Annotated in this window: 19 protein-coding genes; 12 read left to right on the top strand and 7 right to left on the bottom strand. The window is 72.4% G+C overall.

From position 1 onward, the window contains the following. Positions 1-29: 29 nt before the first annotated feature. Positions 30-1,097, bottom strand: coding sequence for an aldose 1-epimerase family protein (locus tag IG94_RS0100510; protein ID WP_031029188.1), 1,068 nt, complete (start codon positions 1,095-1,097; stop codon positions 30-32). After that, complete coding sequence (locus IG94_RS38370; protein WP_224321076.1) at positions 1,094-1,315, bottom strand: SDR family oxidoreductase; 222 nt, start codon at positions 1,313-1,315, stop codon at positions 1,094-1,096. Before IG94_RS38370 ends, IG94_RS0100510 begins: the two co-directional genes overlap by 4 nt. Before the next feature lie 627 nt (positions 1,316-1,942). Between IG94_RS38370 and IG94_RS0100495 the strand changes: the two genes are divergently transcribed. Further along, positions 1,943-3,115 carry a fumarylacetoacetate hydrolase family protein gene (locus IG94_RS0100495; RefSeq protein WP_031029185.1) on the top strand — a complete coding sequence of 391 codons (1,173 nt, stop codon included), beginning with the start codon at positions 1,943-1,945 and terminating at the stop codon, positions 3,113-3,115. 932 nt (positions 3,116-4,047) lie between these two features. Next, the gene (locus tag IG94_RS0100490) at positions 4,048-4,794 is read left to right on the top strand and encodes a FadR/GntR family transcriptional regulator (RefSeq protein WP_031029167.1); all 747 of its coding nucleotides are present in this window, start codon (positions 4,048-4,050) and stop codon (positions 4,792-4,794) included. Between the two features lie 72 nt (positions 4,795-4,866). Here the strand turns inward: IG94_RS0100490 and IG94_RS0100485 are convergent, their stop codons facing one another. Beyond that, positions 4,867-5,151, bottom strand: coding sequence for a hypothetical protein (locus tag IG94_RS0100485; protein WP_031029166.1), 285 nt, complete (start codon positions 5,149-5,151; stop codon positions 4,867-4,869). A gap of 201 nt (positions 5,152-5,352) precedes the next feature. Between IG94_RS0100485 and IG94_RS0100475 the strand changes: the two genes are divergently transcribed. From IG94_RS0100475 to ctaF, 4 genes are all read left to right on the top strand, one after another. Further along, entirely contained in the window at positions 5,353-5,784 is a 432-nt protein-coding gene (locus IG94_RS0100475) for an NfeD family protein (protein WP_031029161.1), read from the top strand. Between the two features lie 2 nt (positions 5,785-5,786). Further along, entirely contained in the window at positions 5,787-6,824 is a 1,038-nt protein-coding gene (locus tag IG94_RS0100470) for an SPFH domain-containing protein (protein WP_031029158.1), read from the top strand. Positions 6,825-6,990: 166 nt separating this feature from the next. Then, on the top strand, positions 6,991-8,667 hold the full coding sequence (ctaD, locus tag IG94_RS0100465; protein WP_052410495.1) for an aa3-type cytochrome oxidase subunit I: 1,677 nt from the start codon (positions 6,991-6,993) through the stop codon (positions 8,665-8,667). Further along, the gene (gene ctaF / locus IG94_RS0100460) at positions 8,664-9,134 is read left to right on the top strand and encodes an aa3-type cytochrome oxidase subunit IV (protein WP_031029153.1); all 471 of its coding nucleotides are present in this window, start codon (positions 8,664-8,666) and stop codon (positions 9,132-9,134) included. The genes ctaD and ctaF overlap by 4 nt, the downstream gene beginning before the upstream one ends. Here the strand turns inward: ctaF and qcrB are convergent. The 3 genes from qcrB to IG94_RS0100445 form a co-directional block, all read right to left on the bottom strand. Beyond that, positions 9,050-10,705, bottom strand: a complete 1,656-nt coding sequence (qcrB, locus tag IG94_RS0100455; RefSeq protein ID WP_031029149.1) for a cytochrome bc1 complex cytochrome b subunit — start codon at positions 10,703-10,705, stop codon at positions 9,050-9,052. The two genes, ctaF and qcrB, sit on opposite strands and share 85 nt — an antisense overlap. Positions 10,706-10,784: 79 nt before the next feature. Next, positions 10,785-11,141: a DUF6479 family protein gene (locus IG94_RS0100450; protein WP_031029146.1), complete on the bottom strand. Its 357-nt coding sequence runs from the start codon at positions 11,139-11,141 to the stop codon at positions 10,785-10,787. A gap of 63 nt (positions 11,142-11,204) precedes the next feature. Further along, positions 11,205-11,609, bottom strand: coding sequence for a ChaB family protein (locus IG94_RS0100445; RefSeq protein ID WP_031029143.1), 405 nt, complete (start codon positions 11,607-11,609; stop codon positions 11,205-11,207). A 135-nt stretch (positions 11,610-11,744) separates the two neighbouring features. Between IG94_RS0100445 and IG94_RS0100440 the strand changes: the two genes are divergently transcribed. The 5 genes from IG94_RS0100440 to IG94_RS0100420 all read left to right on the top strand — a co-directional run bounded on the left by IG94_RS0100440 (position 11,745) and on the right by IG94_RS0100420 (position 16,147). After that, complete coding sequence (locus IG94_RS0100440) at positions 11,745-12,140, top strand: four-helix bundle copper-binding protein (RefSeq protein WP_031029140.1); 396 nt, start codon at positions 11,745-11,747, stop codon at positions 12,138-12,140. A gap of 186 nt (positions 12,141-12,326) precedes the next feature. Further along, positions 12,327-13,286, top strand: a complete 960-nt coding sequence (locus IG94_RS0100435; RefSeq protein ID WP_031029137.1) for an NAD-dependent epimerase/dehydratase family protein — start codon at positions 12,327-12,329, stop codon at positions 13,284-13,286. A gap of 133 nt (positions 13,287-13,419) precedes the next feature. Next, on the top strand, positions 13,420-14,118 hold the full coding sequence (locus tag IG94_RS0100430; RefSeq protein WP_031029134.1) for a TetR/AcrR family transcriptional regulator: 699 nt from the start codon (positions 13,420-13,422) through the stop codon (positions 14,116-14,118). 159 nt (positions 14,119-14,277) lie between these two features. Continuing rightward, positions 14,278-15,849, top strand: a complete 1,572-nt coding sequence (locus tag IG94_RS0100425) for a phytoene desaturase family protein (RefSeq protein ID WP_031029131.1) — start codon at positions 14,278-14,280, stop codon at positions 15,847-15,849. 106 nt (positions 15,850-15,955) lie between these two features. After that, positions 15,956-16,147: a DUF2795 domain-containing protein gene (locus IG94_RS0100420; RefSeq protein WP_031029128.1), complete on the top strand. Its 192-nt coding sequence runs from the start codon at positions 15,956-15,958 to the stop codon at positions 16,145-16,147. 63 nt (positions 16,148-16,210) lie between these two features. On the opposite strand, the gene IG94_RS0100415 is transcribed toward IG94_RS0100420, so the two are convergent. Beyond that, positions 16,211-17,986, bottom strand: coding sequence for a serine hydrolase domain-containing protein (locus IG94_RS0100415; protein WP_031029126.1), 1,776 nt, complete (start codon positions 17,984-17,986; stop codon positions 16,211-16,213). Positions 17,987-18,158: 172 nt separating this feature from the next. Between IG94_RS0100415 and IG94_RS0100410 the strand changes: the two genes are divergently transcribed. Beyond that, positions 18,159-19,658 carry an acyl-CoA synthetase gene (locus tag IG94_RS0100410; RefSeq protein ID WP_031029122.1) on the top strand — a complete coding sequence of 500 codons (1,500 nt, stop codon included), beginning with the start codon at positions 18,159-18,161 and terminating at the stop codon, positions 19,656-19,658. Positions 19,659-19,766 lie beyond the last annotated feature (108 nt).

Genomic DNA, 19,766 nt, shown 5'->3' with positions numbered 1-19,766 from the left:
TCCCGGCCGCCGAGCGACGGGTCCCGCGGTCAGTCCGGGCGCCCCACCCGGAACGCGGTGGTGTACTCCCGCTCCTCGCCGGGAGCCAGGAACGTCATGGAGCCGTCCTCCCGGGCCGCGGCCTCGCCCTGCACCTGGTGCGTGGACGGTTCGAACCCCACCGCGTAGGCGCCCTCGCGCAGGTGCAGCCACTGGAAGAACGACGGGAACTGGGCCGTGTCGAACTCCAACTCGAAGTAGACACCCAGGCGTTCGTTGACCAGCCGGGGCCGGACCAGGCCCGCCGCGTCGGGTTCCAGGGCGTGCTCGTAGACCTGCTCGACGAAGCCCGGCAGCGGAGCCGGCATCTCGGTGCGGGAGACGCCCTGTTCGGCGACGCTGTCACTGCTCCACAGGGTGCGGTGCGGCGGCAACTCGTAGCGCGCGCCCTCGTCCAGGAAGGGCCAGCCGACGTTGATGTGGTAGAGGTACATGTGCGGCGTCGGGTCGAAGCCCGCGTTGTGCACCCGGTCGATCAGGCGGATCTCCGTACCCCCGAGGTCGGCCTCGATGCGGCGGGTGAGCCGCAGGTGCTCGCCGAAAATGGCCGCCTGGCGCACCTCGCCCTCGGCCCACAGCACGCAGCGGCCGTCCGCCTCCCACCGCTCGCCGTACCCGGTCAGCCGGGCCGGGAGGTTGGCGACCCGGCCGTGCAGGGCGTGCACGGCCGTGCGCCGCGGCGGGTAGCGGTACTGCGAGGCGTCCACCTCGCCGCCGAAGAGCGTGTGGTCGAGACCCGCGGTGAGCAGCAGCCCCGAGAAGCTGCGCATCATGGACAGGCCGTCGTCGTCGCGGTACTCGTGCAGTCCGGGGTGGCGGAAGCCCGTCGCCGAGCGCCAGCCGAAGCCACGGCCCTCGAACTCGGCCCCGCCCAGGTCCATGGCCCGGTCCACCAGCACGTCGAACGCGAGCCCGCCGCCGGTACGGAACTCCAGTGTGCGGATGCCGCGTTCGGAGCCGTCGTCCAGGACGACGGACCGGACCCCGCCCGCCGCGCTCAGATCGCCCGCGTGCCGGGCGAGGGACTGCCGGTCGTGGGAGCGTCCGTACAGCTTCACGCCATCACCCACCCTCCGTTGACCTCGACGCACTGGCCCGTGACGAAGGAGGCGTCGGGGCCGGTGAGGAAGGACACCACCGAGGCCAGTTCCTCCGGCCGGCCGCGCCGCTTCAGCGCCTGGTGGTCGAGCACGTGCCGGCGGTACGCCTCCGGGTCCTCGTGGATCTCCTCGGCCGCCGTGGGGAAGGCGCCGGGGGAGACGCAGTTGACGCGGATCTCGGCGGGACCCAGCTCCCTGGCGAGGGCGCGGGTCGGGGCTCGTGTACGGCTACGTCACCTATGCCGACCGGCTCACCTTCACCGACGCCCCCACCGCGGCGGCGGGCGACCGCACCGGCACAGCGGACAGCCCAGCACCCGCGCCGCCTGGACGGACCCCGCAACCGTCGCCGCCGACTTCTACCGGCGCGTCACCGCCACGTGCGAGCAGGCGTGGGTGCGGCCCCGGCACGCCGGGTACATCGGCTTCCAGGGCGCCTCCTCGGCCGCCGTACGCGCCGCGCTCGCCGGGGAGACCGACCACCGTGAAGCACTCGATCGGAGGCGCACGCTGTACCGGACGAGCCGTACGCCGAAGGAACGACACACATGACCGACACCGACACCGCAGCAGGTTCCGTTCTCCCCCGACTCGGCACCGGGCACGTCCGGTTGGACGTCGCGGACCGCGTCGCGACGCTCACCCTCGACCGGCCCGCCAAGCTCAACGCCGTCACCCCCCCGACATGCCCTACGAGCGCGACCTGCAGACCATCTGCTTCGCCACCGAGGACGCCGCCGAGGGCCGCCGCGCGTTCGCCGAGAAGCGCACCCCCGTTTTCCGCAAGCGCTGAGAGGAACGTCATGAACCAGTGGCCGGACGCATCGACCATCCTGCCCGCCGACGGCACCGGGGGCGCGCTCGCCGGCCGGGTCTGGCGGCCCGGCCTCGGGCCGTCCGTCGTCGCCGTCCGCGAGGACGGCCTGCACGACGTCACCGCGGCCTTCCCGACGGTGCGCGACCTGTGCGAGAGCCCGGACCCCGCCGCCCGGCTGCGCGCCGCGCACGGCGAGCGGATCGCCGGACTCGACGAGGTGCTCGCCAACACGCCCGTCGACGACCGGGATCCGCGGCGGCCGTGGCTGCTGGCGCCGGTGGACCTCCAGGCCGTCAAGGCCGCCGGGGTCACCTTCGTGGTCTCGATGCTGGAGCGCGTCATCGAGGAACGCGTCCGCGGCGACGCCGCCGGTGCTGCCGAGGCCCGGGAGAGCATCAGGAGGCTCGTCGGGGACGACGTCGCCGCCCTGCGGCCCGGCTCCGAGGAGGCCGCCGCGCTCAAGGAGATCCTGGTCGCGCAGGGGGCGTGGAGCCAGTACCTGGAGGTCGGCATCGGGCCCGACGCCGAGATCTTCACCAAGGCGCCCGTACTGTCCGCCGTCGGTGTCGGCGCCGACGCCGGGGTGCACCCGGCCTCGCGCTGGAACAACCCGGAGCCGGAGGTGGCGCTGGCCGTCTCCTCCACCGGCGCGGCCGTCGGCGCGACGCTCGGCAACGACGTCAACCTGCGTGACGTGGAGGGCCGTTCCGCCCTGCTGCTGCCCCAGGCCAAGGACAACAACGCCTCGGCCGCCCTCGGCCCCTTCCTGCGCCTGTTCGACGCGGACTTCGGCATCGACGACGTACGGCGGGCTACGGTGACCCTGACCGTCGAGGGTGCCGACGGGTACCGGCTCGGCGCCGAGTCCTCGATGGCCGCCATCAGCCGCGACCCGCTGGACCTCGTCGCGCAGCTGCTGGGACCGCACCACCAGTACCCCGACGGCGCGGTGCTCTACCTCGGCACGATGTTCGCGCCCGTCGAGGACCGGGACGCGCCCGGGCAGGGGTTCACCCACCACGACGGCGACCTCGTCGCCATCGCCACACCGCGGCTCGGCACGCTGGTCAACCGGATCAGGGCCAGCGACGCGTGCGCGCCGTGGACCTTCGGCATCGCCGACCTGATGCGGTCGCTGGTGGCGCGGGGAGCCCTGTGACGGCCGAGATCGTTTCCGGCGTGACCCAGCCGCCGCCCCGCCGCCCGCGCAAACGATCAGCAACCCGTTCGGTGACCCTGGCGGACGTGGCGGCGGCCGCCGGGGTGTCGGCCCAGACGGTCTCCGGGGCCGTCCGCGCCCCCTGTCGGTCCCGACGGGACGCGGGCCCGGTCCACGATTGCCGCCGTCTGCGGAACCCGGAGGCCGGCGACGCGGTGGCCCAGGGTGCAGACGAAGACCCGGCCCCGCGTCCCAGCGGCGCGTCCACACCACGGCGAATTCGACGGGTACGTCCCACGGGTCGCCCGCGCCCGGGGTGAGTACGGACGTGACCAGGACGGTGTTGACGGAGTCGGTGAACTCCTGCAAGTCGTCCGGGTGCCGCAGGAAGCGTCCCCCCGACCATCCCCAGGCAGCGCGGGTTGGCGACGTCCGCGACGCCCCCCCCCGTGCCGGCGGGCGAAGCCCGTGTCTGTCTCCACCGCGTCGACCGGGTTCGCCTCCTGGTCCGCCGTCGGCCCGCCCGCCGCCCAGGGGCGCACGACGAGGTCGGCGGCGAGCAGGGGCGTGTCCTCGGACCCGCAGGTCCCTCGGCGACGGACACCTCGAATCCGTCGGTGTGGCCGCCGAGGCCCACGCCGGTAAGGCCCTCGTCGAGTCTCGAGGAGCAGGACCGGCACCTCGGTAGCTCCGGCGGCGACGGCACCGTCCACGTTGCCCACCGGCCGTCCCACTCGTGGGACCGAGGCAAGGGACCGGTATCCGGTGACTCGCATCGCGCTTCTGCGGGCCGCAGGCCGCCCGCGCGGCGCACCTCGCGCTGAGTCGTCACTTGTCAGACGAGTGATGACCTCAGCGTGTTCGGTTAACCTTGCGGCACTTGGACAGCGGGGTCCGGGCGATCTGCACGAACATGGGGAGTCTTCGACCAGATGATCAAGCCATCCGCGGACACCACCGCCGGGTCCCGACCCGGGCGGCGCCGGCCGCCGCTCGCTGCGGCCGTCGTTCAGAGCCTCGCGACGGCCATCGTGCTCGGTGAGTACCCGCCGGGCTCGGCCCTGCCGTCGGCGGGTGACCTCTGCGAGGAGTACGAGGTGAGCCGGACCGTGATCCGGGAGGCGACGACGACGCTCGCCGAGAAGGGGCTGGTGGCGACCCGCCAGGGCTGGGGGACCGTGGTGCTCGGCCAGGAGCAGTGGAGCCTGCTCGACCCGCTGGTCCTCGACGCCCTGTTCCAGCGCGAGGACCGCCTGGTCTACCTGGACAACCTCATCGAGACCAGGACGACCCTGGAGTGCGCGATGGCCGCCCGTGCCGCCGGGCGCATCGACGACGAGCAGGCGGCGGCGCTGTCGGCCAAGCTGGACGAACTCGCGGGCCTGATCGACGACCCCGAGGCGTACACGCGTGCGGACATCGAGTTCCACGAGATCATCCACCGCGCCTCCCAGGACGCGTTCGGACGGGCCATCGTGTCCAGCATCCGGAGCAAGGCTGTGCGCTCCCCGCAGCGCAGCGGCGACCCCACCCGCCACGACATCGAATCCACCCACGAGGCGCATGCCCGGGTCGCGGCCGCCGTGCTGGCCCGGGACGGCGACGCGGCCGCCGAGGCGATGCGCGAGCACATCGCGTCGTCCTGGGCCCGCCGTCCGGGCGACGTGCCCGAGGTGTAGGGAGCCCTCACGAAGCGGCTGGGCCCCTCGACGGACAGACCCCCAGCCGCGGGGTGCGCCATGCTCAGCCGGTCACGGCCGGGCGATCCCCTCCGCCTCGGCCACCGCTCCGGAGCCGGAGAACTTCAGCGTGCCGAGGCCCAGGCCCGTCCCGGCCACCGAAGCGGCCGCCACGGCATCCGTGTTGACCTTGTCGCTCCACCGCGACACGTTGCACTCGGCCGCCGGCTGCGTGAAGTCCGCGGCCGTCTCCACGAAGCCCGAGCCGCCGCCGACCACCGCGTGGTCGATCTCCAGCTTCTGCGGTGTGCCGGGAGCCGACGTGGGGGTGTCGGTGCCCCTCGACGCGGGCTGCACCGCGACGGCGCTCGCGCGCCCTGCGGGGAACCGGCGGCGGACTGACCGTCGTGACCCCGTACCTGGGCGTCGTACTTGAACTCGGCGGTGCCGACGGCGTCCACGTCATCCTTTCCACCCACGAAATGATCGTCGGTGACGAGCGGGTCCCCTTTCGCCGGTAGCCGGTAAAATAATCACCAAAGCCAAAAGGGGGTCGTCATGGATCCGTGGCTGATCTGGTTGATCGTTTCGGCGGTTCTCATCGTGGCGGAGATCTTCACGCTGACCGCCGCGCTCGGAATGCTGGGCGCGGCCGCGCTGATCACGTCCGGATCCGCCGCGGCAGGATTGTCTCCGCCTTTTCAGTTCGTCGTCTTCACCGCCGTCTCCACGGTCACTCTCCTTTTCGTGCGCCCCGTCGCGCTGCGCCATGTGCTCCAGCCCCCGACCGCGCGATTCGGCGTGGACGCGCTGGTCGGCAAGGCCGCCTATGTCGTCTCCGACGTGACGGGCCGGGAGGGCAGGGTGCGTATCGACGGTGAGGAATGGACGGCCCGGGCCTACGACGAGACGCTGGTGATTCCCCGGGGCTCGACCGTCGACGTCATGGAGATCAGCGGGTCCACCGCATTCGTCTATCCCCGGGAGTGACCATGGAAGCCTCGGCTTTTCTCATAGCCGGTGTGATCGTCGCGCTTCTCGCGGTGTTCACCGTGGTGCGGGCGGTACGCATCGTTCCCCAGGCCCGCGCCCGCAACGTCGAGCGGCTGGGCCGGTACCACCGCACACTGAAACCCGGCCTGAGCCTCGTGATCCCGTACATCGACCGCGTGTATCCGGTGATAGACCTGCGGGAACAGGTCGTCTCCTTCAAACCCCAGCCGGTCATCACCGAGGACAATCTGGTCGTCGAGATCGACACCGTGCTGTATTTCCAGGTCACCGATCCGCGCGCGGCCTTCTACGAGATCGCCAATTTCCTCCAGGCGGTCGAGCAGCTCACCGTCACCACGCTGCGCAATGTCGTGGGCTCCATGGACCTGGAAAAGACCCTCACCTCCCGCGACACCATCAACAGCCAGCTCCGCGGCGTACTCGACGAGGCGACGGGAAAGTGGGGACTGCGGGTGAACCGCGTCGAGATCAAGGCCATCGACCCGCCGCAGTCCATCAAGGACGCGATGCAGAAGCAGATGCGGGCCGAACGGGACAAGCGGGCCGCGATCCTCGGCGCCGAGGGACAGCGGCAGTCGCAGATCCTCACCGCCGAGGGCGACAAGCAGGCCGCGGTGCTGCGCGCGGAGGGCAATCGCACCGCGGAGATCCTCAAGGCCGAGGGCCAGTCCCGGGCCATCGACGAGGTCTTCCAGGCCGTCCACCGCAACGACCCCGACCCGGGCCTCCTCGCCTACCAGTACCTCCAGGTACTGCCGCAGCTCGCCCAGGGTCCGGGCAGCACCTTCTGGGTCATCCCCAGCGAGGTCACCACCGCGCTCCAAGGGGTGTCCCGTGCCTTCACCGAGGCGCTGCCCCAGTCGCCCGCCACCCGCGAACAGGACTCCGACGACGGCGCCGCCCAGGCGGCCAGCGACACGGAACAGGCCGCCAAGGCCGCCGCCCAGGCCCTGGCCGACGCCGCCCGCGCCAACCGCCCGACACCGCAGGGGGCGCGTTCCCACTCCGCTCCCTGACTCGGCCGGCACGGGGTGACCGCGGGCCGGGTCAGGGCCGCGTCCGGGCCGGTGCCCGTCCGTCCGCCCGTACCGCTCGGCGCACCGGGTGGTGCGGCGGCGCGTCTCGCGGCCTGCCCGGCGTGGCCCGCCACTGCGGCGGAGGGCCCTGAGTACCCTCCGCCGCATGGCGGTGGACAGGAGGACCGGGGTGCCGCGTCGGTCACCGGCGCGGCAGCGGACCAACCGGACGCCGGGGCGGGCGCTCGCGCGATGGGCGACGACGACCGATCACAAGGTGATCGGCAACCTGTACATGACGACGTCGTTCGGCTTCTTCCTCCTCGGCGGCGTCCTCGCCCTGCTGATGCGCAGTGAGCTGGCCCGCCCGGGGTTGCAGCTGTTCAGCACCGAGCAGTACAACCAGCTCTTCACCGTGCACGGCACGATCATGATGCTGCTGTTCGCGACGCCGCTGTTCGCGGGCTTCACCAACGCCGTCATGCCGCTGCAGATCGGCGCCCCGGACGTGGCGTTCCCGCGGCTGAACGCGCTGTCGTACTGGCTGTACCTGTTCGGCGGAGTGATGGTGGTGGCCGGCTTCCTGACGCCCGGGGGAGCGGCCGCCTTCGGCTGGTTCGCCTACGCGCCCCTGAACGGCGCGGTGTTCAGCCCCGGCGCCGGCGGGGACCTGTGGACCATGGGACTGGTGCTGACCGGTCTGTCCACGACACTGGGCGCGGTCAACTTCATCACCACCGTCATGTGTCTGCGCGCCCCCGGCATGACGATGTTCCGGATGCCGATCTTCACGTGGAACGTGCTGTTCACGTCGATCCTGGTGCTCCCCGCGTTCCCCGTGCTCACCGCGGCGCTGCTCATGCTGGAGGCCGACCGGAAGTTCGGCGCGCACGTCTTCGACGCCGCGAACGGCGGGGCCCTGCTGTGGCAGCACCTGTTCTGGTTCTTCGGCCACCCCGAGGTGTACATCGTGGCGCTGCCGTTCTTCGGCATCGTCTCCGAGATCATCCCGGTCTTCAGCCGCAAGCCCATCTTCGGCTACGTGAGCCTGGTCGGCGCCACCATCGCCATCACCATGCTGTCCGCGGTGGTGTGGGCCCACCACATGTTCGCCACCGGAGCCGTGCTGCTGCCCTTCTTCTCCCTCATGTCGTTCCTCATCGCCGTGCCGACCGGGGTGAAGTTCTTCAACTGGATCGGCACGATGATGCGGGGCTCCCTGTCCTTCGAGACACCCATGCTGTGGTCGTGCGGCTTCCTGGTGACCTTCCTGCTCGGCGGCATGAGCGGCGTCCTCATCGCCTCGCCGCCGCTCGACTTCCACCTCACGGACTCGTACTTCATCGTCGCCCACCTGCACTACGTGCTGTTCGGCACGGTCGTCTTCGCGATGTTCGCGGGCTTCTACTTCTGGTGGCCGAAGTTCACCGGCAAGCTGCTCGACGAACGCCTCGGGAAGGTCCACTTCTGGACGCTCTTCGTCGGCTTCCAGACCACGTTCCTCGTTCAGCACTGGCTCGGCGAGCAGGGCATGCCCCGCCGCTACGCCGACTACCTGGCCGCGGACGGCTTCACCACGCTGAACACCGTCAGCTCCGTCGGCGCGTTCCTCCTCGGCCTGTCCACCCTGCCGTTCCTGTACAACGTCTGGCGCACCCACCAGTACGGCACCCGGGTCGAGCACGACGACCCCTGGGGCTACGGCCGCTCCCTGGAGTGGACCACCAGCTGTCCGCCGCCGCGGCACAACTTCACGTCGCTGCCCCGCATCCGTTCCGAGTCCCCGGCGTTCGACCTGCACCATCCGGACGTCACCCGACACGACCAGAGGCATGTGCAGTGAGGACCGAAGCCCGTCTGTTCACCGGTGTGGCCGTCTTCTTCGCCCTCGCGGCGGCCGGTTACGGCTGGTGGTCCGCCGAACCGGCCGGCACCGCCGCCCTGGCCGTCGCCTTCCTGATGGCCTCGCTCATCGCCTTCTTCCTGCGCGTCCAGCACCGCAGGCGCGGGCCGCGCGCGCAGGACCGCGGGGACGCCGAGGTCCATGAGGCCGCGGGCCCGCTGGAGTTCTTCCCGCCGCACAGCCCATGGCCCGTCACGATCGCGCTCGGCGCCCTCGTCCTCGCGCTCGGCGTCGTCTACGGGCTGTGGCTCGCCCTGATCGGCTTCGGCATCCTCGCCATGGCCGTCTCCGGGCTCGTCTTCCAGTACGCCGGACGGGGCACTCAGCGCTCCGACGCGCCCGTCCCCGAGCGCGCCCCCGGGGACGACTCGGGCTCCACCTCCACCACGTCGACCCGGTCGCCGTAGTACCACTCGCTCAGCGTCGCCCGCAGCCGCCCCACCCGCGGGGCGTCCCCGGCCTCCGCCTCCGCGTCCCCGTCCCCGTCCGGCGCGGGCACCGGCGCGAGCGGCTCCGGCACGTTCCGCGACCGCAGCACGTACCGTTCCGCCGCGTCGAGGGGCGCGTGCTCCTCGACGTATCCGCCGGCCAGGGTCTGCCGGACCTCACCCGTCTCCTCGCCCTCGGCGAGCCGCTCCCGCTCCCGTTCCTGCAGGGCCAGGCAGACCCGTTTGGCCGCCATGAACGACAGCGGCGGCAGCAGCACCAGGGAGATCCGGAAGACCCAGGTGAGCAGGTTCAGCGAGAGGTCGAAGGTGTGGGCGAGGATGTCGTTGCCGCCCGCCAGCAGCAGCACCCCGTAGAAGCAGATCGCCGCGACGCCCAGCCCGGTGCGCACCGGCCTGTCACGCGGCCGGTCGCACAGATGGTGCTCCTGGTGGTCGCCCGTCACCCACCGCTCGAAGAACGGGTACGCGTACAGCACCGCGAACAGCGCGCCCGGCAGCAGGACCGCGGGCACCAGCACGTTCCACATGACGGTGTGGCCCGCGACGGCCGTCTCGAACGGCGGCATCAGCCGCAGCGAGCCCTCCAGGAAGCCGACGTACCAGTCGGGCTGTGAGCCGCTGGAGACGACGTCGGGCCGGTAGGGGCCGTACGCCCAGATCGGGTTGATCTGGGCCACCGCCGCGAGCACCGCCAGGACGCCGAAGACCATGAAGAACAGGCCGGTGGAGTTGGTCACGAACTGCGGGAACATCGGTTTGCCCACCGCGTTGCGGTGGGTGCGGCCGGGGCCCGCCCACTGGGTGTGCTTGAGGTGGAAGACCAGGATCAGATGGAGGGTCACCAGCGCCAGCAGCAGCCCGGGAACCAGCAGGATGTGCAGCGAGTACAGGCGGGGGACCATGTCGTGGCCGGGGTACTCGCCGCCGAACACGAACATGCTGATGTACGTCCCCACCACCGGGATGGACAGCATGATCCCCTGCGCGATGCGCAGCCCCGTACCGGAGAGCAGGTCGTCCGGGAGGGAGTAGCCGGCGAAGCCCTCGGCGAGCGCCAGCACGAACAGCGTGACCCCGATCAGCCAGTTGACCTCGCGCGGCCGGCGGAACGCCCCGGTGAAGAAGACCCGCAGCAGATGGACTCCGACGGCCGACAGGAACACCAGGGCCGCCCAGTGGTGCAGTTGCCGGATCAGCAGCCCGCCGCGGACGTCGAAACTGATGTCCACCGTCGAGCGGTAGGCCTCCGACATGCTCACCCCGAGCAGGGGCTCGTACGAGCCGTCGTAGACGACCTGCGTCATCGAGGGCTTGAAGAACAGCGTCAGCCAGACGCCGGTCAGCAGCAGTACGACGAAGCTGTAGAGGGCGATCTCGCCCAGCAGGAACGACCAGTGCTCGGGGAAGCTCTTGCGCAGCAGCCCGCCGCCCTCGGAGACGGGAAGCCGCCCGTCGGCCCAGGTGACGGTGGACTCGGCCGCGTGGCGGGCCCGCGCGCCCGCGCGGGCCCTTCTCCTCTGCAACAGCACGGCGCATGGGTTCCCCGGCGTCCGGGCCGGAAACTACGCGTGACGTACGGTCACCCGCTGCCGATGTCGTTCGGGCGAGTCAGCGCCCGCCCGGTCCGCCGCTGCCGAACGAACCGCTGCTGCCCTCGTCCCAGCGCGGCCGTTCCTGGCCGGTGGCGGTGCGGCTGCCCTGGTGCCCGAGGTCGTGCGGCAGCGTCCGCTCGTCGCTCTTCGGCATCTCGTCGGGCTCGCGCCGTTCGCGCACCTCCCGCACCGGCCCGTCGTCGGGCACGTGCGGCTGGTCCTGCGGACGCGGCGGCGGGGACTCCCGGCGCTTCTGCCGACTGCCGAAGGCGAACGCGCCGATCAGGACGGCCACCACGACGACGGCGGCCACGATCAGCCAGACGGCGGCTCCGCCGGAGCCCGCGGCCAGGTCCATCCATGCGATGTTCATTGAGCGCGGGTACCCCGGGTCTGCGCCACCAACCTGCCAGGCCCCCGCCCGGCCCACCCGGCGCTACGACGACCGGGACTCCCGCGTCCGGGAACGGTTGGCCTTGCGGATCGCCGCGAGCAGGTCCGCCTTGGACATCCGCGAGCGGCCCTCCACACCCAGGCGCCGGGCCACGCCGTACAGATGCTCCTTCGAGGCCTTCTCGTCGACGCCCTCACCGCTGCGTCCGCCCTGCTGCCGGGGCCGGCCGGACTGCGGGTCGGAGGGGCCCTTGCGCCCGCCCTCCTTGCGTTCCCAGTGGTCGCCCACCTTCTCGTACGTGTGCTTCAGCGCCCCGTACGCCACCCGGTGGGCCCGCTCGCCCTCGCCGTACTCCTCGACGGCCGAGTCGTGGGCCTTGATCCACGTGCGCTGGGCCTCGCGGGGCGAGCGTTCCAGGGTCGACGGCAGTTCCTGTCGTCCCGGCATGTCCGTGCACCTCCGTGCGTCGTCCTTCTCGGGGCGGGAAGAGTCGACGGGTGCCCTGCCGCCCGCCCGAGGAAACGGGCCGGGGACCCCTGGGGCGGCGGTTTGGTGCCGTGCTCTGCGGCAACCCGCCCCGATGTGACATCGACGACGAGTTCCCAGCGGGACCAGCAGGATCAGCAGGAACTGTTCCGCTTCCTGGAGGACCGCTTCGTGTGCGCCCAGGCGTGCACCGAGTGCGCCAGGGCCTGCGCGCTCCGGGCGAGCCTCGTGGACCCGGACGGAACGGAGAACCAGGAGCTCGTCCGCCGCCGGGGCATCATGTGCGCGGAGGTCTGCGACGCGACTTGCCGGGTGCTGTCCGAGCAGAACCTGGTGGACGAGGCCGCCATCCGCGTCCAGCTGGAGTGGTGCCGGCAGGTGTGCCTGGAGAGCGCGCACGCCTTCGACGAGCAGCCGGGCGCCGAGGAGAGTGCCCGGGCCTGCCGCGCCTGCGCCCGCGCCTGCGGAGAGTTCCTCGACACCCTGCGCTGACCCCTTCCCCGCACGGTGTCCGCTGACCTGCCCCCTCTTGCCTGCCCCTTCCTGCCCCTGCTCTGCCATGACGGTGACAAGCCTCCGCCCTGACGGTGATAAGCGATAGTGTTGGTTACGGTGTATAACTAAAGTGTTCACCGATAACAGCCGAGGGCTTCGTCGCCCCGCCGAAGGGATCACGTCATGAGCGCAGCACCTGGTCTGCTCCACACCGTTCTGGGGGCCGGCCCCGCGGGCACCTCCGTAGCCCTGGAACTGGCGCGCCGCGGGCACGCGGTCCGGCTGGTCGACCGCGCCGGGACCGGTGAACCGCTGGACGGGGTCGAGCGGTTCGCCGGGGACGTCGGCACGGTGGAGGGGGCGCTCGCGTCCATCGAGGGCGCCGGCGTCGTCCACCACTGCGTCAACGTCGCCTACCACCTGCAGGTCGACGTCATGCCCCGCATCCAGGAGGCGGTGCTGGGCGCGGTGGCGCGCACCGGCGCGCGCCTGGTCGTCCTGGACACGCTGTACCCCTACGGCGAGACGCACGGCGAGGTCATGACGGAGGACACCCCGTGGCGGGCGGCCACGGCCAAGGGCAGAATGCGCGCCGCGCTGGACGAGAACTACCTGGCCGCCCACAAAGAGGGCCGCGCTAGCGTCGTGCTGGGCCGCTCGGCGGACTTCGTCGGGCCGCGGGTGCTGAACTCCACGCTGGGCGGGGCGGTCTTCCCGGCCGCGCTCACCGGCGGCGAGGTCGTGGCGCTCGGCGACATCGACCTCGAACACAGCTACACCAGCGTCCTCGACGTGGCGCGGGGACTGGCCGTACTTGCCGAGAACCCGTCCGGCGACGGCCGGGCCTGGCACCTGCCCACCGCGCCCGCCCGCACGACGCGCGAGGTCCTCACCGCGCTGGGCGAGCTGGTGGGCCACCCGCTCCGGACCGTCACGATGGACGAGGCGCGGCCCTTCGGGCCGTTCGACGAGACGTTCATGAACTCCTACGCCGAGCTGTTCTACCAGCACACCGAGCCGCAGATCATGGACTCCACCGCCTTCCGGCGGGAGTTCGGCGTCGAACCCACCCCGATCGAGACCACCCTGGAGCAGACCCTCGAGTGGTACCGCGGGTTCCTCGCCTCCCGGGCGAAGGGCTGACCCGCAGGCCACGCTGTTCGTTCTGCCCTGTCCCGGCAGCGATACGGTGCCGCATACGCTAGAGGCCGAACAGCGTGGTCGAGCGTACCGGTGACTCACGACCGGTGACGCGCGACCGGTGACAGGAGGCGGCATGGCAGGTCGTGCGGACAGTCCGCGCGCGCGGTACCGGGCGCAGACCCGCGCGGAGATCAAGGAAGTGGCCGTACGGCAGCTCGCCGCCGGCGGGATCGAGGGCGTGGCCCTCCTGCGGATCGCGAAGGAGATCGGGATGTCCGGCCCGGCGCTCTACCGCTACTTCGCCAGCCGTGACGACCTGCTCGCGGAGCTGGTGCTCGACGCCTACCGGGGCGCGGCCGCGGCCGTCCACGCGGTGGACGCCGGAGGCGGCGGGCGAGCCGCACTCCACGCACTGATCAGCGCCTACCGGGCGTGGGCCGTGGAGCGGCCGCACCTGTACCTGCTCATCCAGGGCACCCCGGTGGCCGGTTTCACCGCCCCGGCCGAGACCGTGCGCGAGGCGCGCTCCGTACTGGGCCCCTTCCTGTCCGTCTTCGCCCAAGGGCGACCGCTGGTCTCCGTGGATCCGCTCCTCGCGCAGATGCGGGTGTGGCTGCGCGAGGAGCCCGAGGTGGCATCGTGGGTCGAGCAGTGGACGGGGCGGTCCGCCGCGGCGGACACCGCGCTGGCCGGGGCCGTGACGACCTGGTCCCAGATGCACGGCACGGTCAGCCTGGAGATCACGGGCCAGTTCACCGGCATGGGCCACGACCCCACCACCCTGCTCGACGTCCAGACGGCACTGTTGGCCGACACCTACCAGCTCCCCTGACCGCCGGCCGGCCGGCCGCCTGTCGCCGGCATCGGCGCGACCCTCCCAACAGGGCATCGCCGGGTTGCACATCACCGCCGGGGGCCTCCGGCGGCAGGGCGGTCGCGGTGCGACGACCGTGCTCTGGCCGGGCCCGGCCGGCCCGTGTTACCAAGAGCCATGACGCCCCCGCCCCGCGCAGCCCGCAGCTACGACGCCGTCATCGTCGGCGGCGGCCACAACGGCCTGGTCGCCGCCGCCTACCTGGCTCGGGCCGGCCGCTCCGTGCTGGTCCTGGAGCGGCTGGCCCACACCGGCGGCGCGGCCGTGTCCACGCGGCCGTTCGCCGGCGTCGACGCGCGGCTGTCCCGGTACTCGTACCTGGTCAGCCTGCTGCCCGGGAAGATCGTGCGGGACCTGGGCCTGGACTTCCGGGTACGCGGACGCACCGTGTCCTCGTACACGCCCGTGGAGCGCCGGGGAAGACCCACCGGGCTCCTCGTCGGCGGCGGCGAGCGGCGCACCCGCGAGTCGTTCGCCCGGCTCACCGGGTCGGACCGGGAGTTCGCGGCCTGGCAGCGCTTCTACGCCATGACCGGCCACGTGGCCCGGCGGATCTTCCCGACCCTCACCGAACCTTTGCCCACCCGGGAGGAACTGCGCCGCAGGGTCGACGACGCGGTCGCCTGGCGGGCCCTGTTCGAGGAACCGATCGGCGTCGCGATCGAGCGGCACTTCGCCGACGACACGGTCCGCGGTGTCGCCCTCACCGATGCCCTGATCGGCACCTTCGCGGACGCCCACGACCCCTCGCTGAGGCAGAACCGCTGCTTCCTCTACCACGTGATCGGCGGCGGCACCGGTGCCTGGGACGTCCCCGTCGGAGGGATGGGCGCCCTCACCGACGCGCTGGCCGGCGCGGCGCGCGCCGCCGGCGCCGAGCTGGCCACCGGGCACGAGGCGGTGCGGATCGACGCGGACGGGCGGACGGCCGAGGTCACCCACCGGTCGGCCGACGGCGAGCACGTCACCGCCGCCCGCCACGTCCTGGTGAACGCCGCACCGCGGGAACTGGCGGCGCTCACCGGCCAGCCGCCGCCCCCGCCCGCCGAAGGCGCCCAGCTCAAGGTCAACATGCTGCTGACCCGCCTCCCGGCCCTCCGCGACCCCGCAGCCGACCCGCGCGAGGCCTTCGCCGGGACCTTCCACATCGCCGAGGGGTACGAGCAGCTCGCCGCCGCGTACGCCCGGGCGGCCGCCGGCTCCCTGCCCGCCGCCCCGCCCTCCGAGATCTACTGCCACTCGCTGACCGACCCCACGATCCTCGGCCCGGACCCGGCCGCGAAGGGCATGCACACGCTCACCCTGTTCGGGCTGCACACGCCCGCCCGCCTCTTCGCCGGGGACAACGACGCCGTGCGCGACGAACTCCTCCAGTCGACCCTCGCCCAGCTCGACGCCCACCTCGCCGAGCCCCTCGCGGACTGCCTGGCGACCGACGCCGACGGCCGGCCCTGCATCGAGGCCAGGTCGCCGCTCGACCTGGAGCGCGACCTGCGGCTGCCCGGCGGCAACATCTTCCACCGGGAGCTGTCCTGGCCCCACGCCCAGGAGGGCGCCGGGCGCTGGGGCGTGGCGACCGGACAGGAGAACGTGCTGCTGTGCGGCGCCGGGGCCGTGCGCGGGGGAGGGGTGAGCGGCGTACCCGGGCACAACGCGGCGATGGCGGTGCTGGAGGGGGCCGCGGGCTGACGGGCGCATGCACGGCACGGGACTGGGTACCGCGACATAACGGAAATTCCGTACGCGAACCGCCGCTCGGCGACAGAGCCGCGGCCATCACGACAAGGAGCCCGTCATGGCGGACCTGAGCCCCATCGACCTGCAGAAGGCCCTCAACGGCATGGACTACCCGGCGGACAAGAAGTCGCTCGTCGACTGCGCCCGCAAGAACAAGGCCGACGACAAGGTCGTGAGCCGTCTCGGCGGCCTGAGGGAGAACAGCTTCGACGGCCCCAACGAGGTGCAGAAGGCCGTCTTCAACGGCTAGCGCACCCGCGCTCGGCGGCCCACCACCGATCAGCCGCGTGAACAACCCCGCGGGTCAGTACACCTAGTCGGCCGACGCCGTCCAGCCCACCGCCTCGACGCGTGCCGCGTCCGCGGGGCGCGCGTCGTGGAACAGGAGCGCGCCGGCCGCCTGTACGCGTAGTCCGTCGACGTACGCGCCGCGGCCCACGTACAGCCGGTCGGTCGTGTACCGCCAGCGCAGGACCAGCGTGCGTGCCGCCGGAAGGCCGGCCGTCAAGCGGTGCCAGACCCGCCCCGACCAGCCGGTGGCCGAGCCCGCCGGATGCTCCCGCGGTGCCTCGCCGTCCCGCTCGGTGGTGAACGCGACACGCTGCCAGCCGGTGCCGCCGCCGGCCGACGCCTCCAGGACCAGGGCGTCCGCCTCCGGCTCCGTGTCCCACCACAGCGCGCAGCCCAGCCGTGCCCCGCCGGCCGACGTGTCGAGCGCCGGCAGGGTGAGCGTGGCCGTCGCGGAACCCGCCGTCCCCGAGAACCATGCCGTGCGTCCGTGCACGGGCCGGACCGGCACGGCCCGCGCCAGGTCGGTGCCGGCCGCCACCCTGGGGGCCGAACCGGAACGCCAAGAGCGCACCGGGTGCACGGAGTTGCCCAGTACGACGAGGAACGAGTCGGTCGTCGGGTCGAGCACCAGCGACGTGCCCGTGAAACCGGTGTGCCCGGCCGTGCGCGGCGTCGCCATGGCCCCCATGTACCAGTGCTGGTACAGCTCGAAGCCCAGGCCGTGCTCGTCGCCCGGGAAGTCCGCGTTGAAGTCGGTGAACATCAGCTCCACCGACTCCGGCCGCAGGACGCGCGCCCGGCCGTAGGAACCGCCGTTGAGCAGCGTGCGCCCCAGCACCGCGAGGTCCCACGCGTTGGAGAACACCCCCGCGTGACCGGCGACGCCGCCCAGACTGAAGGCGTTCTCGTCGTGCACCTCGCCCCACACCAGCCCCCGGTCCAGGCCGGACCAGGGCTGCCGGGCGTCCTCCGTGGCGGCGATGCCCGGCCGCCAGGAGGCGGGCGGGTTGTAGCGGGTGCGGTCGAGGCCGAGCGGCTCGGTGATCTCCTCGCGCAGCAGTACGTCCAGGGCGCGGCCCGTGACCTTCTCCAGGACCAGCTGGAGCGAGATCATGTTCAGGTCCGAGTAGAGGTACGCCGTGCCGGGCGCGGCGACCGGGGCCTCGTCGTAGACGAGCCGGACCCGCTCCTCGTAGGTGGGCGCGCCGTACAGCGGTATCCACGACGTGAACCCCGAGGTGTGCGTCAGCAGGTGGCGCAGCGTCATGTCCTGCTTGCCGGCCCGGCCGAAGCCCGGCAGGTACGAGGCGACCGGTGCCTCCAGCTCCAGCGCGCCCCGCTCCAGCTGCTGCACGGCGAGGATCGAGGTGAACAGCTTGGAGACCGACGCGAGGTCGAAGACCGTGTCCCCGGTCGTCGGTATCTGCCGCCCGGCCGGGAACTCGACGCCGGTGTCGGTCGCCTCGTCGTAGGCCCGGTAGCGCACCGCCATGCCGATCGGCTCGTGCAGCGCGACCGTGCCGCCCCGGCCCGCGAGCAGGACGGCGCCCGCGTACCACGGGTGCTCGGGCGAGGGACCGAGATACGCCTCGGCGTCGCCGACGAGCCGGCGCAGATGACCCGGGAGCAGCCCGGCGCGCTCGGCGGAGCCGTGCCGCAGGGTGGGCCGGCGGCTCCGCTCGCCGACCGCCTCGGCCGGGCCGGCAGCGAACGGGGCGACGGCCAGGGCACCGCCCAGGGCCAGTGCGCCCGCGCCCAGCCGACGCCGGGTGAATCCGTCCGCCGCCCGTCCGGCCATCGAAGAGCCTCCCGCCGCCGAAGCTGAAAGTATCTTTCCCGCAGCGCCGTGCGGAGTGAAACTTTCCTGTCAGTGACGGGCCGTGTCAATGGGGCGTACGAACCGGGTGCGACGAGGAGCCGGACCGGGCGCACGGCTTGACCCGCCCCGGTGACCGGCCGAGGATCCTGTCATGACGCCCGGACACGGCAGCACGGTCGACGGGGTGCTGCGGCGCAGCGCCCGACGCACTCCGGCCCGCGTCGCGGTGGAGTACCGCGACCGCACCTGGACGTACGGGGAACTCGACACCGCGGTCAGCCGCGCGGCGAGCGTCCTGCTGGACGAGGGACTGTCCCCGGGCGACCGGGTCGCCGCCTACGGCCACAACTCCGACGCCTACCTGATCGCCTTCCTGTCCTGCGCCCGGGCGGGCCTGGTGCACGTCCCGGTCAACCAGAACCTCACCGGCGACGACCTCGCCTACATCCTCCGCCAGTCCGGCAGCGGCCTGGTCCTCACCGACCCGGCCCTCGCCGCCCGGCTCCCCGGAGCTTCCCGCACCCTGTCCCTGCGCGACACCGACGACTCGCTCCTCGCCCGGCTCGCCGCGGCGCCGGCGTACGACGGCCCCGAACCCGCCGCCGAGGACCTGGTGCAGCTCCTCTACACCTCGGGCACCACCGCCCTGCCCAAGGGCGCCATGATGACCCACCGGGCGCTGGTGCACGAGTACCTGAGCGCCATCACCGCCCTGGACCTCGGCGCGGGTGACCGCCCCGTGCACGCGCTGCCGATGTACCACTCGGCCCAGACGCACGTCTTCCTGCTGCCCTACCTGGCCGTCGGCGCCACGAACATCGTCCTGGACGCACCGGACGGCGACCGGCTCCTCGACCTGGTCGAAGCGGGCCGCGTGGACAGCCTGTTCGCCCCGCCGACCGTGTGGATCGGCCTCGCCAACCGCGCCGACTTCGCCACCCGCGACCTGACCGGCCTGCGCAAGGCCTACTACGGCGCGTCGATCATGCCGGTGCCGGTCCTGGAGCGGCTGCGCGCCCGCCTCCCCGACCTCGCCCTCTACAACTGCTTCGGCCAGAGCGAGATCGGCCCCCTCGCGGCCGTGCTCGGCCCGGACGAGCACGAGGGCCGCATGGGCTCCTGCGGCCGGCCCGTCCTCTTCGTCGACGCGCGGGTGGTCGACGAGGACGGCAAGGACGTGCCCGACGGCACGCCCGGCGAAGTCGTCTACCGCTCCCCGCAGTTGTGCGACGGTTACTGGGACGCGCCCGAGGAGACCCGGGCCGCCTTCCGCGACGGCTGGTTCCACTCCGGCGACCTCGCCGTGCGGGACGCTGACGGCTGCTTCACGATCGTCGACCGGGTGAAGGACGTGATCAACTCCGGCGGCGTGCTGGTCGCCTCCCGCCAGGTCGAGGACGCCCTCTACACCCACGACGCCGTCGCGGAGGCGGCGGTGATCGGCCTGCCCGACGAGCGGTGGATCGAGGCCGTCACCGCCGTCGTCGTCCCGCGCGCAGAGGTCACCGAGGACGAACTGATCGCCCACGCCCGGGCGGAACTCGCCGCCTTCAAGGCACCCAAACGGGTCCGGTTCGTGGACGCCCTGCCGCGCAACGCCAGCGGGAAGATCCTCAAACGCGAGCTCCGCGACCGCTTCACCGCCTCCTGACCTCTCGCGGGACCCACCGCGGGATCTCCCGCGAAGGCATCCCCCGCACGGCCTGTCGGCGCTCCGGCCCGATCGCTAGGCTGGCCCGCGGACGACGAAACCGGGAGG

It is taken from the genome of Streptomyces olivaceus (assembly GCF_000721235.1).
Classification (GTDB): Bacteria; Actinomycetota; Actinomycetes; order Streptomycetales; family Streptomycetaceae; genus Streptomyces; species Streptomyces olivaceus.
This window is presented reverse-complemented; position numbering and strand designations above follow the sequence as displayed.